This is a genomic window from Polaromonas sp. P1_F6 (assembly GCF_056405695.1).
The window spans coordinates 355,015-369,341 of record NZ_JBFUBQ010000004.1; the positions used below are offsets into that span (position 1 = coordinate 355,015).

14 protein-coding genes are annotated in these 14,327 nt (G+C 62.5%); 11 read left to right on the forward strand and 3 right to left on the reverse strand.

What is annotated here, in order from left to right:
• Positions 1 to 93: 93 nt before the first annotated feature.
• Entirely contained in the window at positions 94 to 1,014 is a 921-nt protein-coding gene (locus tag AC1DY9_RS15070; RefSeq protein WP_457282370.1) for an HTH-type transcriptional regulator ArgP, read from the forward strand.
• Between the two features lie 147 nt (positions 1,015 to 1,161).
• On the opposite strand, the gene AC1DY9_RS15075 is transcribed toward AC1DY9_RS15070, so the two are convergent.
• Positions 1,162 to 1,458, reverse strand: coding sequence for a PsiF family protein (locus AC1DY9_RS15075; protein WP_457282371.1), 297 nt, complete (start codon positions 1,456 to 1,458; stop codon positions 1,162 to 1,164).
• A gap of 134 nt (positions 1,459 to 1,592) precedes the next feature.
• On the opposite strand from AC1DY9_RS15075, the gene argS reads away from it, so the two are divergent.
• From argS to AC1DY9_RS15115, 8 genes are all read left to right on the forward strand, one after another.
• Entirely contained in the window at positions 1,593 to 3,278 is a 1,686-nt protein-coding gene (gene argS, locus AC1DY9_RS15080) for an arginine--tRNA ligase (RefSeq protein ID WP_477666925.1), read from the forward strand.
• A gap of 54 nt (positions 3,279 to 3,332) precedes the next feature.
• A complete protein-coding gene (locus AC1DY9_RS15085) occupies positions 3,333 to 3,965 on the forward strand; it encodes an SPOR domain-containing protein (RefSeq protein ID WP_457282373.1) in 633 nt (210 codons plus the stop codon).
• Positions 3,966 to 4,093: 128 nt separating this feature from the next.
• A complete protein-coding gene (locus AC1DY9_RS15090) occupies positions 4,094 to 4,741 on the forward strand; it encodes a thiol:disulfide interchange protein DsbA/DsbL (protein WP_477666926.1) in 648 nt (215 codons plus the stop codon).
• A 159-nt stretch (positions 4,742 to 4,900) separates the two neighbouring features.
• Complete coding sequence (gene lptA / locus AC1DY9_RS15095; RefSeq protein ID WP_457282375.1) at positions 4,901 to 5,527, forward strand: lipopolysaccharide transport periplasmic protein LptA; 627 nt, start codon at positions 4,901 to 4,903, stop codon at positions 5,525 to 5,527.
• Positions 5,528 to 5,541: 14 nt separating this feature from the next.
• Positions 5,542 to 6,333: an LPS export ABC transporter ATP-binding protein gene (gene lptB / locus AC1DY9_RS15100; protein WP_457282376.1), complete on the forward strand. Its 792-nt coding sequence runs from the start codon at positions 5,542 to 5,544 to the stop codon at positions 6,331 to 6,333.
• Positions 6,334 to 6,478: 145 nt separating this feature from the next.
• A complete protein-coding gene (locus AC1DY9_RS15105) occupies positions 6,479 to 8,014 on the forward strand; it encodes an RNA polymerase factor sigma-54 (RefSeq protein WP_457282377.1) in 1,536 nt (511 codons plus the stop codon).
• A 41-nt stretch (positions 8,015 to 8,055) separates the two neighbouring features.
• The gene (locus AC1DY9_RS15110) at positions 8,056 to 9,486 is read left to right on the forward strand and encodes a THUMP domain-containing class I SAM-dependent RNA methyltransferase (RefSeq protein WP_457282378.1); all 1,431 of its coding nucleotides are present in this window, start codon (positions 8,056 to 8,058) and stop codon (positions 9,484 to 9,486) included.
• Positions 9,483 to 9,929: a putative toxin-antitoxin system toxin component, PIN family gene (locus AC1DY9_RS15115; RefSeq protein WP_477666927.1), complete on the forward strand. Its 447-nt coding sequence runs from the start codon at positions 9,483 to 9,485 to the stop codon at positions 9,927 to 9,929. Before AC1DY9_RS15110 ends, AC1DY9_RS15115 begins: the two co-directional genes overlap by 4 nt.
• Here the strand turns inward: AC1DY9_RS15115 and AC1DY9_RS15120 are convergent.
• On the reverse strand, positions 9,880 to 10,785 hold the full coding sequence (locus tag AC1DY9_RS15120) for a LysR family transcriptional regulator (RefSeq protein WP_477666928.1): 906 nt from the start codon (positions 10,783 to 10,785) through the stop codon (positions 9,880 to 9,882). The genes AC1DY9_RS15115 and AC1DY9_RS15120 overlap by 50 nt on opposite strands.
• A 105-nt stretch (positions 10,786 to 10,890) precedes the next feature.
• Between AC1DY9_RS15120 and AC1DY9_RS15125 the strand changes: the two genes are divergently transcribed.
• On the forward strand, positions 10,891 to 11,286 hold the full coding sequence (locus tag AC1DY9_RS15125; protein WP_457282381.1) for a tautomerase family protein: 396 nt from the start codon (positions 10,891 to 10,893) through the stop codon (positions 11,284 to 11,286).
• On the opposite strand, the gene AC1DY9_RS15130 is transcribed toward AC1DY9_RS15125, so the two are convergent.
• On the reverse strand, positions 11,260 to 12,987 hold the full coding sequence (locus tag AC1DY9_RS15130; RefSeq protein WP_477666929.1) for an FMN-binding glutamate synthase family protein: 1,728 nt from the start codon (positions 12,985 to 12,987) through the stop codon (positions 11,260 to 11,262). The two genes, AC1DY9_RS15125 and AC1DY9_RS15130, sit on opposite strands and share 27 nt — an antisense overlap.
• A 118-nt stretch (positions 12,988 to 13,105) precedes the next feature.
• Here AC1DY9_RS15130 and AC1DY9_RS15135 point away from each other — a divergent pair, with 118 nt between their 5' ends.
• Positions 13,106 to 13,936, forward strand: coding sequence for a YecA/YgfB family protein (locus AC1DY9_RS15135; RefSeq protein WP_477666930.1), 831 nt, complete (start codon positions 13,106 to 13,108; stop codon positions 13,934 to 13,936).
• Positions 13,937 to 14,327 lie beyond the last annotated feature (391 nt).

A 14,327-nucleotide genomic window follows, 5' to 3' on the forward strand; every position in this document is an offset into this window, starting at 1 on the left:
CGCAAGTGTGTGCCAGGGCTCATAATAGTTAAATAGAATTAACTAAAATTAGCTTTAGTCAATTATTAATTGATTTAGTAGGCGCCTAACAACATGCTCGATGCCCGACAACTTGAAGCATTGGCCGCCGTGATTGAGCACGGCAGTTTCGGCGAAGCCGCCAAGGCCCTGAGCCTGACGCTGGCTGCCGTGTCCCTGCGCATCAAGTCACTTGAAAACGCACTGGGGCAGCGGCTTCTGGTGCGCGGCAAACAGGTACGCGCCACGTCGGCCGGCCAGGCTTTGCTCGGGCACACCCGGCAGGTTCGCCTCATGGAGGGTGATCTGCTGGCCGGGCTGCAGGGCGGGGGAAAGCCCGCTCGCCTGCAAAGCCTCAGCGTGGCGGTGAACGCCGACTCCCTGAGCACGTGGTTCTTGCCGGGCGTGGCCTCAGCCCTGCACGCTAACGGCCTGCTGCTCGATGTCGTGGTGGACGATCAGGACCACACCCAGGAAGCCCTGAAAAGCGGGGATGTCACGGGCTGCGTCACCGCATTGGCGCAGGCCATGCGGGGCTGCGTGGCTGAACCGCTGGGCGTGATGCGTTACCGCTGCATGGCCTCGCCCGCGCTGGTGGCGCAGTGGAACGAGCCCGCGGCGGGTGGCAAGGCCGCACCGAACCGGCTGGCCCATCGCCTGCTGGCCAGCCCTGCCGTGATCTTCAACCGCAAGGACGCGCTGCAGGATACTTTTCTTGAACAGCATTTCGGGCTGCGCGACGCGCTGTACCCGCGCCACTTCGTGCCGGCGGTGGATGCGTTCGAGCTTGCGCTGGAGCTTGGCATGGGCTGGGGCATGGTGCCCGACCTGTTGCTGGCCGCGCGCACCCGCAAGCCGCCGCTGCAGGAAGTGCTGCCGGGCAGCACGGTCGACGTGCGGCTGTACTGGCAGCACTGGGCACGTGAATCCGTTGCGGCGCAGCGATTGACACAGGCGGTCAAGCAGGCGGCGCAGGGGCAGCTGCTGCAGGTGTGACGGTGCGTTTATAGATGAAAAGTACCGCTAGCGCTTTGTAGACAAGCGCAAACAGCTATCGAATTAATAGCGCCCAGGAGGAATATTGGCACAAAAAAAGCCCGCCATGACATTCATGGCGGGCTGGTTTGATCTGAAAAGACCGGCTTACTTGCTCAGGCACTCTTTCATGAAGGCTTTGCGTTCGTCGCCTTTTTTGCCCTTGGCGTCGACGTTGCAGGTTTTCATTTTGGTTTGCTGCGTTGGTGCTTCTTTCTTGGCGCTCAGGCACTCTTTCATGAATGCCTTGCGCTCATCGCCCTTCTTGCCTTCAGCGTCCTTGTTGCAGGCGCCCATTTTGGTTTGCTGTGCGGTTTTGGCTGGAGCGTCCGCGGCGTGCGCCACCGGAGACAAGGCCATCGAGACGGCAAAAACGGCGGCGATCAGGGATAACAGCTTTTTCATGGTGGCTCCATTGGGTTGGGAAACAGGTTTGAGTTCCGGCTGGAATTCCAACACATAACGCCGCGCCGGGCAAATTCGATGACCGGGTATCTGAGGGGTCCGAACGGCAGATGGCTTAACCGTAAAATCAGACCATGCTCTCGATTAAAAAAGACCTGCTCGCGGCTCTGGCCGCGGGGCTGGATGAACTTTCCCCCGGCGCAGGCGACAAAGCTGCCTTTGAATCCCCCAAGGTGGCGGCCCATGGCGACTTCGCCTGCACGGCCGCCATGCAGCTGGCCAAGCCGCTCAAGCTCAACCCGCGCCAGGTGGCCGAAAGCCTGCGCGCCAACCTGCTCAAGAAGCCCGCGTTTGAACGCTGGGTAGACGCCATCGAAATCGCCGGCCCCGGTTTCATCAACATCCGCCTGAAGCCCGCCGCCAAGCAGGAGACCGTGCGCGAAGTGCTGGCCGCCGGCGCGCAGTTCGGCGTGCAGCCGGCCGACCCGGCCCGCAAGATGATCGTCGAGTTCGTCTCGGCCAACCCGACCGGCCCGCTGCATGTGGGCCACGGCCGCCAGGCCGCGCTGGGCGATGCGATCTGCAACCTGTTCGCCACGCAAGGCGCCAAGGTCTGGCGCGAGTTTTATTACAACGACGCGGGCGTGCAGATCCAGACCCTGGCCACCAGCACACAGGCGCGCGCCAAAGGCATCAAGCCCGGTGACGCCGGCTGGCCCGAGTCGGCCTACAACGGCGACTACATCGCCGACATCGCGGCCGACTTTCTGGCCAAAAAGACCGTCAAGTCGGACGACCGCGAATACACCGCCTCGGGCGACGTGGAAGACATGGACTCGATACGCCAGTTCGCCGTGGCCTATCTGCGCCACGAGCAGGACCTGGACTTGAAGGCCTTCTCGGTGAAGTTCGACAACTACTACCTTGAGTCCAGCCTGTACAGCTCGGGCCGTGTCGATAGCGCCGTGGCCAGACTGAAAGAGGCCGGCAAGACCTACGAGCAGGATGGCGCGCTGTGGCTGAAGTCGACCGACTACGGCGACGACAAAGACCGCGTGATGAAAAAGAGCGACGGCAGCTACACCTACTTCGTCCCCGACGTGGCCTACCACCTGGCCAAGTGGGAGCGCGGCTTCGGCAAGGCCATCAACATCCAGGGCATGGACCACCACGGCACCATTGCCCGCGTGCGCGCCGGGCTGCAGGCCGCCGGCGAAGGCATTCCCCAGGGCTACCCCGACTACGTCCTGCACACCATGGTGCGCGTGGTGCGCAACGGCGAAGAGGTCAAAATTTCCAAGCGCGCCGGAAGCTACGTCACCTTGCGCGACCTGATCGAATGGACCAGCGCCGACGCCGTGCGCTTCTTTTTGCTCAGCCGCAAGCCGGACACCGAATACATCTTCGACATTGACCTGGCGCTGGCCAAAAACAATGAAAACCCGGTGTATTACGTGCAGTACGCGCATGCGCGCATCTGCTCCATCCTCACCACCTGGGCCGGCCAGGGTGGCGACGAAGCCAGCCTCAAAGCTGTCGACCTCTCGGCGCTGGACAGCCCGCAGGCGCAGTCATTGATGCTGCTGCTGGCCAAGTACCCCGACATGCTGACCAACGCGGCTGACGGATTTGCACCGCACGACGTGGCTTTTTACCTTCGTGAGCTGGCGGCCAGTTATCACAGCTATTACGATGCCGAGCGCATCCTGGTGGACGACGAAGCTGTGAAGCTTGCCCGTCTGGCGCTGGTCGCCGCGACTGCGCAGGTGTTGCACAATGGCCTCGCAGTGCTGGGCGTGAGCGCCCCGCGCAAGATGTAAACCGTGGCGAAAACCATGCGAATTTCAGGACAAGGCAATGAACGTGGGCAAGGTATGAATACACAACGAGGCGGAACCCTGTTGGGGTTGATCATTGGCGCGCTGATCGGCCTGGGCGCGGCGCTGGCGGTAGCGGTTTACATCACCAAGGTGCCGGTTCCTTTCATGAACAAGAGCCAGGCACGCAACCCCGACAGCGACGCTGTTGAAGCCAAGAAAAACAAGGACTGGAACCCGAACGCCCCGCTGGCCGGCAAAAACCAGCCCAAGCCGCCTCCTCCGGCAGCGGTTGAGGTGCCTGGTGTTCCAGTACCCGACCCCTCCGCCGGAGCCACCCCCAAGGCCGCCGCTTCAGCGCCGGCCAAAGTGGCCAAACCAGCGCCTGCCGATCCGCTGGGCGATCTGGCAAAGGCCAAGGTCGAAGGCCTGTCATCCGGTCCGGGAGCGGATCCCTTCAGCTATTTCATTCAGGCCGGTGCCTTTCGCACGCCGGAAGATGCGGAACAGCAACGCGCCAAGTTGCTGCTGCTGGGCATGCAGGCCAAAGTGACGGAACGCGAGCAGGCTGGCCGCACCGTGTACCGCGTGCGTCTTGGCCCTTTCGACAAGAAGGAAGATGCCGACAAGGCCAAGGAGCGCCTGGACAACAATTCCATTGAAACCGCGCTGGTCCGGGTCCAGCGCTGAAGCCCTCGTCCAACGATAGGCTGAACTTTTCACGAGGCTGGTGTACAAACCCCTATACCCCGCGCCACGAGGCATCCGCCAGAGGGGCGGTTTCCGGGCTATTTCTGTCATTCCAGGAGAAAAATCTGATGCAACGCCGTGAGTTTTCGTTTTCAGCCGCCGCCCTGGGCGGCATCGCCGCCCTGCCCACCCTGGCACAAGCCCAGGCCAAGGCCTTCAAGGACGGCGAGGATTACCTGACGCTGGACAAGCCGGCGCCGACCGAAGCCGCCGCCGGCCGGGTCGAGGTGGTGGAATTCTTCTGGTACAACTGCCCCCATTGCAACGCCTTCGAGCCGCAATTCGAAGCCTGGATGAAGCAGATCCCCAAGGACGTGTCCGTGCGGCGTGTTCCAGTGTCCTTCCGGCCCGATTTCGAACCTCAGCAGCGCCTGTATTACGTGCTTGAGGCCATGGGAAAAATTGAGGAACTTCACAAGAAGGTGTTTGCCACGATTCATGTGGAAAAACAACCGCTTAACACGCCCGAGCTGATAGCTGCATGGGCTGAAAAGCAGGGCCTCAACAAGGCCAAATTCGTTGAGTTCTACAACTCCTTTTCGGTCGCCTCCAAGGCGCGCAAGGCCACACAGCTGCAGGACAGCTACAAAGTGGCCGGCGTGCCGTCGCTGGGTATCGCCGGGCGTTATTACACCTCGTCGGACCAGACCCAAACCATGACCCGCGCGCTGCAGGTCACAGATCACCTGATCGCCCAATCCCGCAAGGCCAAATAAAGAAAGCGCCCGCGGCCGTGCGCCGCGCCAAACACCGGCTCAAAAAACCCGCCCGATTTCCGGCGGGTTTTTTTATGCCCCTAATATTCCCCGTGCAAGCCATTCCCGCAGCTGGCATGGCTACAATGACCCAACACCAAGCAGCAAGATTCGTGCCTTATGAAACACCCCATTTTTTCCCTCATCCTGCCGGTCATCCTGGCGCTGGGGTCGGCTTTCCCGGCCGCTGCCGAAAAAGCTGATCGGGACAAACCCATGAACGCGGAGGCAGATGCCCTGCGTTATGACGACCTGAAGCAAACCAGCGTTTTTACCGGCAATGTGGTGATCACCAAGGGCACGACCATCGTGCGCGGCGAGCGCGTTGACGTCATGCAGGATCCCGAGGGCTACCAGCAGGCGGTGTCCGTCGCGGCGCCCGGCAAGCTGGCGTTTTACCGGAAAAAGCGTGACGGCGTAGACGAGTACATCGAAGGCGAAGGCGAACGCATTGAATATGACAGCCGCGCCGACCTGGTGAAGTTCATCAAGCGGGCGGTGGTGCGCCGCTACAACGGTGCCACCCTGGTGGACGAAACCACCGGCAGCCTGATTGTTTATGACAACAACACCGACGTCTTCACCGTGGATGGGGGCGCGCAAAACCGTACGGCCAGCAACCCCACGGGGCGGGTTCGCGCCATGCTGTCACCCCGCGCGACAGCCTCGGCACCCGTTGCGGCACCGCCCGCGGGCCCAGCCCCGGTTCTGCGCCCCAGCACGACGCTGGGCAATGAAAAGAACTAGAAAGACCTGCACAGATGGATGTGGTGACTGACACTTCAGCGGCCCCGGCCGCTCCTGCCCTGACCCCCAGCCGCCTTGTTGCGCAAGGTCTGCAAAAATCGTACGGCAGCCGCAAGGTGGTGCAGGACGTTTCGCTGTCCGTGCAAAAAGGCGAAGTCGTGGGCCTGCTGGGCCCCAACGGCGCGGGCAAAACGACCTCGTTCTACATGATCGTGGGCCTGGTGCGCGCCGATGCAGGCGAAATTTCCATCGACGGCGAGTCGGTCGAGCACATGCCGATTCACCTGCGTGCCCGCCTGGGCCTGAGCTACCTGCCGCAGGAAGCGTCGATTTTCCGCAAGCTCACGGTGGAAGAAAACGTGCGTGCCGTGCTGGAGCTGCAGCTCGACAAAACCGGAAAACCGCTGGGGCGCGCAGACATCGAGTCGCGGCTCGACGCCCTGCTGCAGGATTTGCGGGTAGATCATTTGCGCAATTCACCGGCACCGGCGCTCTCGGGCGGCGAGCGCCGCCGGGTCGAAATCGCGCGGGCGCTGGCAACCCAGCCGCGCTTCATCCTGCTGGATGAGCCCTTTGCCGGTATCGACCCCATTGCCGTGATCGAAATCCAGCGCATCATCGGTTTCCTCAAATCGCGCGGCATCGGCGTGCTGATCACCGACCACAACGTGCGTGAAACACTGGGCATTTGCGACCACGCCTACATCATCAGCGACGGCCACGTGCTGGCGCAAGGCACACCGTCCGAGATCGTGAATAACGCCGATGTGCGCCGCGTCTATCTCGGCGAACACTTCAAGATGTAGAACATGGTTCCCCCCTGTTGTCGCTCACTTCGTGTAGCTCCCTCTCCCCCTCCGGGGACGGCGCCTGCGGCCTGGCAAAGCCAGTTCCGCGGCGCCCGCTGGTTAAAGACGTATTGCCTCAACCTTCCGCAAGTTTGAAAATCCAGTGAAACAAGGTCTGTCACTCCGCGTCTCGCAGCATCTTGCGCTGACACCTCAACTACAGCAGTCGATCCGGCTGTTGCAGCTGTCGACGCTTGAGTTGAGCCAGGAGGTCGAGCAGATGCTCGACGAAAACCCGTTTCTGGAAGTGTCGGAAGAGACGGCGGTGCGCGAAGAGTTTGGGCTGGAGCACATCAACACGCCGGTAAGCCAGGACAGCCGCGAGTTTGAATCTGCTACGGATTCGATAGCTGGCGGCGCAGACGAGACTAGCGCTACAGCCCCGAATGACGCAGAAGTCAGTGCGGAGCCCAAGCTCGAGGAAAGCTGGGAAGGCGATGGCACGGTAGAAACCACGCCCGACGACAGCGAGTGGGGAAGCGACGCACCGGCGCGCAAGAACAACAATGAAGAGAGCGAAGCCGAGGCCTCCGACCTCACGGGCAGCCATGAGTCGCTGCAGGACCACCTGCACCGGCAATCGCTGAGCTTGCGCCTGTCGGAGGAAGACCGTGCCGCGCTGCACTTCCTCATTGAATCGCTCAACGACGACGGCTACCTTGAAGACAGCCTGGCGTCGCTCGCGGCCGGTCTTGCAAGAGATGACATGGCGCAGGCGGAAGAACTGGAGCAGCGTTTTGCGATGGCGCTCAAGCTGCTGCACCACATGGAGCCTGCCGGTGTCGGTGCGCGCAACCTGGCGGAATGCCTGAGCCTGCAGCTGCTGGACTGCAAGGACTGCGAAGAAACCCGCGCAGCCATTGCCATGTGCAAGCAACCGATGGAGCTGCTGGCCAAGCGCGACGTGAAACGCCTGTCGCACCTGTGCGGTTTCACCGAAGCCGCCATCAAGGGCGCGATCACGGTGATAGGCCGGCTCGATCCCAAGCCCGGGCGCCGCTTCGTGAACGTGGAGCGCAACCTGATCGTGCCCGACGTCATCGTCATCAAGTCGGGCCGGGGCTTCAAGGTTTCGCTCAATGGCGACGTCATGCCGCGCCTGCGCGTGCACGACATTTATGCCAATGCCCTCAAGCAGCACAAGGGCCAGGGCGGCCAGGCGCTGCAGCAGCGCCTGCAGGAGGCCCGCTGGTTCATCAAGAACATCCAGCAGCGCTTTGACACCATCCTGCGCGTGAGCAGTGCGATTGTGGAACGGCAGAAAAATTTCTTCACGCACGGTGAACTCGCCATGCGCCCGCTGGTGCTGCGCGAAATCGCCGACGAGCTGGGCCTGCATGAGTCCACCATCTCCCGCGTGACCACGGCCAAGTACATGGGCACCCCTTTCGGCACCTTTGAGCTCAAGTATTTCTTCGGCTCCGCGCTCGGCACCGAAACCGGCGGCAATGCTTCCAGCACGGCGGTACGCGCGCTCATCAAACAATTTGTCTCGTCCGAAAGCCTCAAGAAACCGCTCAGCGACAACCAGATTTCCGAAATGCTCAAGGAGCAGGGCATTGAATGCGCACGCCGCACCGTGGCCAAGTACCGCGAAGCCCTGCGCATAGCGCCCGCCAACCTGCGCAAATCACTCTAGCCGCCCAATCAGGCCGCGCTGCCCGTCCCTCAAAGTCAGTCATGAATCAACTCCAATTGTTTTTACCGTGCGCCGCAGGCGTCGAAACCCTGCTGGCCACCGAGGTCAAGCGTGTCACCGGGATCGACGGCAAAGCCTGGCGCGCCGGCGTGCAGCTGCAGGCGTCGTGGCGCGACGCGTTGCAGCTCAACCTGCACAGCCGGCTGGCGCAGCGTGTACTGATCGAACTGCAGCATAACCAGTACCGCAGTGAGCAAGACCTCTACAACGCTGCTGCCAACGTGGCCTGGGAAATCTGGTTCACGCCCAAGCAGACCTTCAAGGTCGAGATCACCGCCCAGCACAGCCCGCTGCAAAGCCTGAACTTCGCGGCGCTGAAGATCAAGGACGCGATCGCCGACCGCTTTCGCGCCAAGTTCGACGACGTGCGCCCCAGCGTCGACACGCGCTGGCCCGACGTGCGCGTCTACGTGCACCTGACGACGGACACCGTCACGGTCTACATCGACACCTCGGGTGAGCCGCTCTTCAAGCGCGGCTGGCGTGAAGACAAGGGTGATGCCCCGCTGAAGGAAACCCTGGCCGCCGCCATGATTGCCGCCAGCGGCTGGGACCAGCTCTGCAAAGAAGGCGTGCCGCTCTATGACCCCTGCTGCGGCTCGGGCACCATCGCGATTGAAGCCGCGCAGATCGCGTGCAACATCGCACCCGGCATCAACCGCCGTTTTGCCTTCCAGAAGTACCTGCCTTTCCAGGGCCATGTCTGGGACGGTCTGCTCGACCAGGCCGAAGCCGCCATCACCGAACCTACCGCGCCGGTGTTCGGCAGCGACGTGTCTTTCCGCATGGTTGACTTTGCCGAGCGCAATGCCGAACGTGCCGGTGTGGCCAATGCGGTGGAATTCCGCGGCGGCGACGCGCTGCAGCGTATGCCACCTGCGCCTTCGGGCGTGATGCTGGTGAACCCGCCTTACGGCGAACGGATCGATGTGGCAGGCGTGGCCGGCATCACCGGCCTGCAGGGACGCGACCAGCGCCGCCAGCAAGGACATGCCGAAGGACGCGTGCAGCAGGACCACCGCAACCAACCCATCGATGAATTTGGCCAGCCGCTGAACCGGGACAGCGGCGATCGGGGCGACACGCGTGAAGAGCCCGCCTTCGAGACTTCGCGCGACCGTTCTGCCAATCCCGGCCGCGAACAGGCACAAAACGCCTGGGGCGAAGAAGCGACGGAGTTTTTTCCGCAACTGGCCGCGCACTGGAAGAAAAACTACGCCGGCTGGACCGCTCACGTGCTCACGCCCGACCTCAAACTGCCGGGCAAGATGCGCCTGAAAGAATCGCGGCGCGTGCCGATGTGGAATGGTCCCATCGAATGCCGCCTGTTCCGCTTTGACATGGTGGCGGGCTCCGCACGCGGCAAGCCCGGCGCAGCCACCCCCACTCCACCGAACGAGCCGGCGGCGTGACGGCCTCAGTGCGCCAGCCTGTCGTGCTGGACACCAACATCGTCCTCGACGTGTTTGTTTTCAACGATGCGGCAGCGCAGCCACTGAAAAAAGCGCTGGAGGCCGGCGAGCTCGACTGGCTGGCCACGCGGGCCATGCGCGACGAACTTGAGCGCGTGCTGGCTTATCCGCAAATCATTCCCCGCCTGGCGTTTTACGAATTAAGCGCCGGTGACGTGCTCGCTGCCTTTGACCGGCATGCTCGCCTGACGGATGTGGCAGCCAAGGCCGGTGTCACTTGCAGCGACCCCGACGACCAGAAGTTCATCGACCTGGCGGTGGCCGGCAAGGCCTTGCTGCTCAGCAAGGACCGGCATGTGCTTTCCATGACCAAACGGCTCGGCAACCTCGGCGTCAGGGTGCAGCGCTCGATGTCTGACGGCAAGCAGCCTTCAGGAAGGTGAGGAAGGCGCGTACGCGAGGAATGTTCTGCCGGCCGGGAAGAACCAGGGCTGACAGGGGCGTCGGGTCGCTGTCGTGGAGCGTCGTCAGTAGCGGCACCAGCCGTCCGTCAGCGAGCGCCTGTTCCCCCAGGAAATCACCGAGGCGGACAATGCCAACGCCGGCCAGGGCCAGGTCAAGCAGCAGGTCGGCGCTGTCGCATGTGATGGAACCTTTGACCGGCAGCATGACACGCTTGCCGTCCTCCAGCACCGGCCATTCCGCCAGACGCGTGAATCCACTTAATTGCAGGCAGTTGTGCGCGAGAAGCTCACGGGGATGCTGCGGAACTCCGTGCCTGGCCAGGTAGCCTGGGCTGGCGACCATGACGCGATGAACAGTTCCCAGCCGCAGCAGCACAAGTCCGGAATCCTGCAAGGGGCCTACCCGGATGGTGACATCGGTCTGGTCGAGCAGGGGGTCTATGCGCTGATCACCGACGGTTAGTGCGACAGAAATATCCGGGTATAGGGCCTGAAACTCCGGCAGCAGGCGCACCAGCTTGTGTTTCGCAAAAGCGGTACCGGTATTGATGCGAATCAAGCCCTGCGGGCGGCCCTTGACCGCCCCGATCTGGGCCTGTGCTTCTTCAACCCGAGCAATGATCGCGCGGGCATGGTGGAGATAGGTTTCGCCTTCCTGCGTGAGTACAAGCCGCCGTGTTGAACGATGCAATAGCTTGGCGCCAAGCCGGCTTTCGAGCCGCGACACGATACGCGCGACCGCCGAAGCGGTGAGCCCCGCCTCTTTGCCGGCCGCAGCAAATGCCCCTAAATCCACCGTGCGAACAAAGATGGCGATGTCATCGGTGCACTGCATCCCTCATTATGTCGTTTTCAGTCGCAATGACTGACCAATGCGCATCTTTATCTAATTTTTGGTCTCTATAAAGTCGGATTTCCACATTTTCAAGGAGTCCTGACCATGCCACTCGCCCGTATTTCGGTGCCCGCGCACCTTTCGCAGGAGTTCATCATGGCCCTTGCTGATGCTGTTCACCAGGGGTTGGTTGAGACATGCGGTGTGCCGCCCGGTGACCGGTTTCAACTGGTTTCGCGTTTCCAGCCCGACGCGATGATCCTGGATCCGACGTTTCCGGACGTGAGCCGCTCGGCCGGCGCCTGCATTGTGGAAATCACTTTTCTGGGTGGCCGCAACGACGCGCGCAAGCGTGAGCTCTACGCCCGCGTGGTCGCTAAGGCGGTCGCCGCCGGCTTTTCGCCGGACGACATCATGATCGCGCTGACGGAAAATTCGCCGATCGACTGGTCGCTTGGCCGTGGCCAGGCGTATTCAGGCCACTGCGACGCGGGTGCCTGAAGTCGCGGCGCCATCGGGTCCGGCGGGTGCCTGCATCGCGGCGCCGTTGGCGCGAAAACTGTGCGCGCTGGCCAGTGGCCAGTAGTAGCTGAAGACCGTGTTCTGCTTTTCCAGCGAGCCCAGCAGCGCACCGGGCTCGACTTGCATGATGAGGTTGCTCAGCAGCCGCACCTCGGTATCGGTCAGGCGCCGCACGATGTGATGCGCGTTGACTTCGCGCGGGTGGCACAGGCCCGCGGCCTGCACCAGTTCTTGCAGCGCATGCAGCGTGCTGCGGTGAAAGTTGCGCACGCGTTCGGCCTTGTCGGGCACCACCAGTGCCTGCTGGCGCACCGGGTCTTGTGTGGTGACGCCCGTCGGGCATTTGCCGGTGTGGCAGCTTTGCGCCTGGATGCAGCCCAGCGCCATCATGAAGCCGCGCCCGGCATTGCACCAGTCGGCGCCCAGCGCCATCAGCCGCACCATGTCAAAAGCGCTCACCACCTTGCCGGCGGCACCGATGGACACGCGGCTGCGCAGGTTCACGCCGATCAGCGTGTTGTGCACCAGCAGCAGGCCCTCTTGCAGCGGTGCGCCCACGTGGTCGGTGAACTCGACGGGCGCAGCGCCCGTGCCGCCCTCGGCGCCGTCCACCACGATGAAATCCGGCGTGATGCCGGTCTCCAGCATGGCTTTCACAATCGCAAACCATTCCCACGGGTGTCCGATGCAGAACTTGAAGCCCGTCGGCTTGCCGCCCGACAGCTTTCGCAGTTTGGCGATGAAATGCATCATCTCGACCGGCGTGGAAAATGCGCTGTGACTGGAGGGCGAAATGCAGTCCTTGCCCTGCGGTACACCGCGCGCCGCCGAGATTTCCTCGGTGACCTTGGGGCCGGGCAGAATGCCGCCGTGGCCGGGCTTGGCGCCCTGGCTCATCTTGAGCTCGATCAGCTTGACCTGCGGGTCGCGTGCGTTGGCGGCGAAGCGCTTTTCGCTGAACGTGCCGTCCTCGTTGCGGCAACCAAAGTAACCCGAGCCGATTTCCCAGATCAGGTCACCGCCATGCAGCCGGTGGTGCTGCGAGATCGAGCCCTCGCCCGTGTCGTGCGCGAAGCCGCCGAGCTTGGCGCCCTTGTTCAGCGCCATGATGGCATTGGCCGAGAGCGATCCGAAGCTCAGCGCCGAGATGTTGAACACGCTGGCGTGGTAAGGCTGCGTGCAGGGCTCCACCGAGGGCGACGGGTGATCGGGCGTGCCGCCTATCCAGACGCGGAAGTCGTGGGTTGGCAGTTTGGTCGGCGACATCGAATGGTTGACCCATTCATAACCCTGCGCGCCCACGTCGAGCTGCGTACCGAACGGCCGGTTATCGGGTTCGCCCTTGGCGCGCTGGTACACCAGCGAGCGCTGGGCGCGTGAAAATGGCGTGGCCTCGCTGTCGCTTTCGATGAAGTACTGGCGCATTTCGGGCCGGATGTACTCAAACAGGAAACGCATGTGGCCGATGACCGGGTAGTTGCGCAGCACGGCATGGCGCGTTTGCCGCAGGTCGCGCACACCGACACAAACCAGCACCACGCCGGCCACCAGGGATACCAGGGCCAGCTTCCCGACGCCAAAAACCATCAGGCCGAGCAAGCCCAGCAGCGCGGCAAGCCCGCACAGGGCCATAAAGGTGTAACGGACGGGGAACCAGGCATCCAGGCGCTGAAGAAACATGACGGGGCTTCCGTGGGAGGGGTCACAAAAGGGCACAAAACACAGGCATGCAGCCGCGACGCGCCAGATACACTTTGCATCATAAGAGCCTCACGTGACGCTCAGAACTGTTTTTTTCATGAAGCCCACCCCCAAATCCGTCATCCCCTCTAAGCCCTCGCCGGAGCCGGTTTTCCTGGAAGTCGAGGCGTTCGACGAGCTCGATGCCATCCTCGACGACCTGCGCATCCGTTACGACGAAACACCGCAGTGGGAATTCTGCGAAGGCTTCATGGCCGCCGTGATCTGCTCGCGCCGGCCCATCGAGGCAGCCGAATACCTGCCCGTGCTGCTCGCCGTCCCCGCTGAGGGCGAGGCGCCAGATCCGGAAGGCGGCTCGTTCGCCAGCGAGGCGCAACGTGAACGCTTTCTCATGCTCTTGAACCAGCGCTGGCAGGAAGTCGAAACGGCGCTGGACGCCGAAGTGGACTCGCTTGAAGACGACAACTGCTACCACCCCGAGGTCATGGACATACGCGGCGCCGTGGCCGACATGCCGCCCGACGAACGTGCCGCCTTCAAGGGTGAAGACCTGCCCGCATTCGCGCAGGTCTGGGCGCTGGGTTTCATGTTTGCCGTCGAAAGCTGGCCCGACGAGTGGATGGCGCCGCGTGACAAAGACGCCGCCAAATGGCTCGATGGTGCCCTGCAGGCCGTGGTCGCCATGACCGAAGACGACAACGCCCCGCCCGAGGTGTCACCCCTGAGCGAAGACGGCACGCCCAGCACCAGCATTGCCAGGCTCAACGCGTTTGGCGAGGCCATCTGGGCGGTGTATGACTTGCGTGAGCTGTGGAAGACCATGGGCCCCAAGGTCGAGACGGTGCGGGTGGAGGCCACGCCCGGGCGCAACGACCTGTGTTATTGCGGTAGCGGGAAGAAATACAAGAAATGTCACGGGGCGGGGTAAAGGCCGGTGATCTGACGGCATGTGTCCTTTGCCGGATTCGGGCGCATTGAATAATCGCTATCAATTTCATAGCTTGTCGCGCCCGATTTAATTGGCCTCTAGCCACTTTTGACCCGAAAAAACAAGGCCCACGCCCCCCCCGAACGCACGCCAGAAGAAGGGACTTCCCCCCAAACTGAAACCAGACCCGGTTCAGGCTGTTTTCAGGGGAGGTTTCGGCCTTAAGCCCAATATGGATGGGCGCCAGCAGCTATGCTTTTAATAGCAACAACAAACACCGGTAAAACCCGCAGAGTCCAGCCGGTTGTCCACCAGGATATTCCGCCGAGCAGCAGGTCGTAACGCTTCACCCTGGAAGGCGGCTTCTGGACACTTTTTTGGGGCAACGGTG

Bases quoted from the DNA above. Each gene is read 5' to 3' on its own strand.
- AC1DY9_RS15085 (WP_457282373.1), top strand. From the start codon at position 3,333: ATGAATACACAACGAGGCGGAACCCTGTTGGGGTTGATCATTGGCGCG.
- lptB (WP_457282376.1), top strand. From the start codon at position 5,542: ATGGATGTGGTGACTGACACTTCAGCGGCCCCGGCCGCTCCTGCCCTG.
- AC1DY9_RS15070 (WP_457282370.1), top strand. From the start codon at position 94: ATGCTCGATGCCCGACAACTTGAAGCATTGGCCGCCGTGATTGAGCAC.
- AC1DY9_RS15120 (WP_477666928.1), bottom strand. From the start codon at position 10,785: ATGCAGTGCACCGATGACATCGCCATCTTTGTTCGCACGGTGGATTTA.
- argS (WP_477666925.1), top strand. From the start codon at position 1,593: ATGCTCTCGATTAAAAAAGACCTGCTCGCGGCTCTGGCCGCGGGGCTG.
- AC1DY9_RS15090 (WP_477666926.1), top strand. From the start codon at position 4,094: ATGCAACGCCGTGAGTTTTCGTTTTCAGCCGCCGCCCTGGGCGGCATC.
- lptA (WP_457282375.1), top strand. From the start codon at position 4,901: ATGAAACACCCCATTTTTTCCCTCATCCTGCCGGTCATCCTGGCGCTG.
- AC1DY9_RS15110 (WP_457282378.1), top strand. From the start codon at position 8,056: ATGAATCAACTCCAATTGTTTTTACCGTGCGCCGCAGGCGTCGAAACC.
- AC1DY9_RS15125 (WP_457282381.1), top strand. From the start codon at position 10,891: ATGCCACTCGCCCGTATTTCGGTGCCCGCGCACCTTTCGCAGGAGTTC.
- AC1DY9_RS15130 (WP_477666929.1), bottom strand. From the start codon at position 12,987: ATGTTTCTTCAGCGCCTGGATGCCTGGTTCCCCGTCCGTTACACCTTT.
- AC1DY9_RS15135 (WP_477666930.1), top strand. From the start codon at position 13,106: ATGAAGCCCACCCCCAAATCCGTCATCCCCTCTAAGCCCTCGCCGGAG.
- AC1DY9_RS15075 (WP_457282371.1), bottom strand. From the start codon at position 1,458: ATGAAAAAGCTGTTATCCCTGATCGCCGCCGTTTTTGCCGTCTCGATG.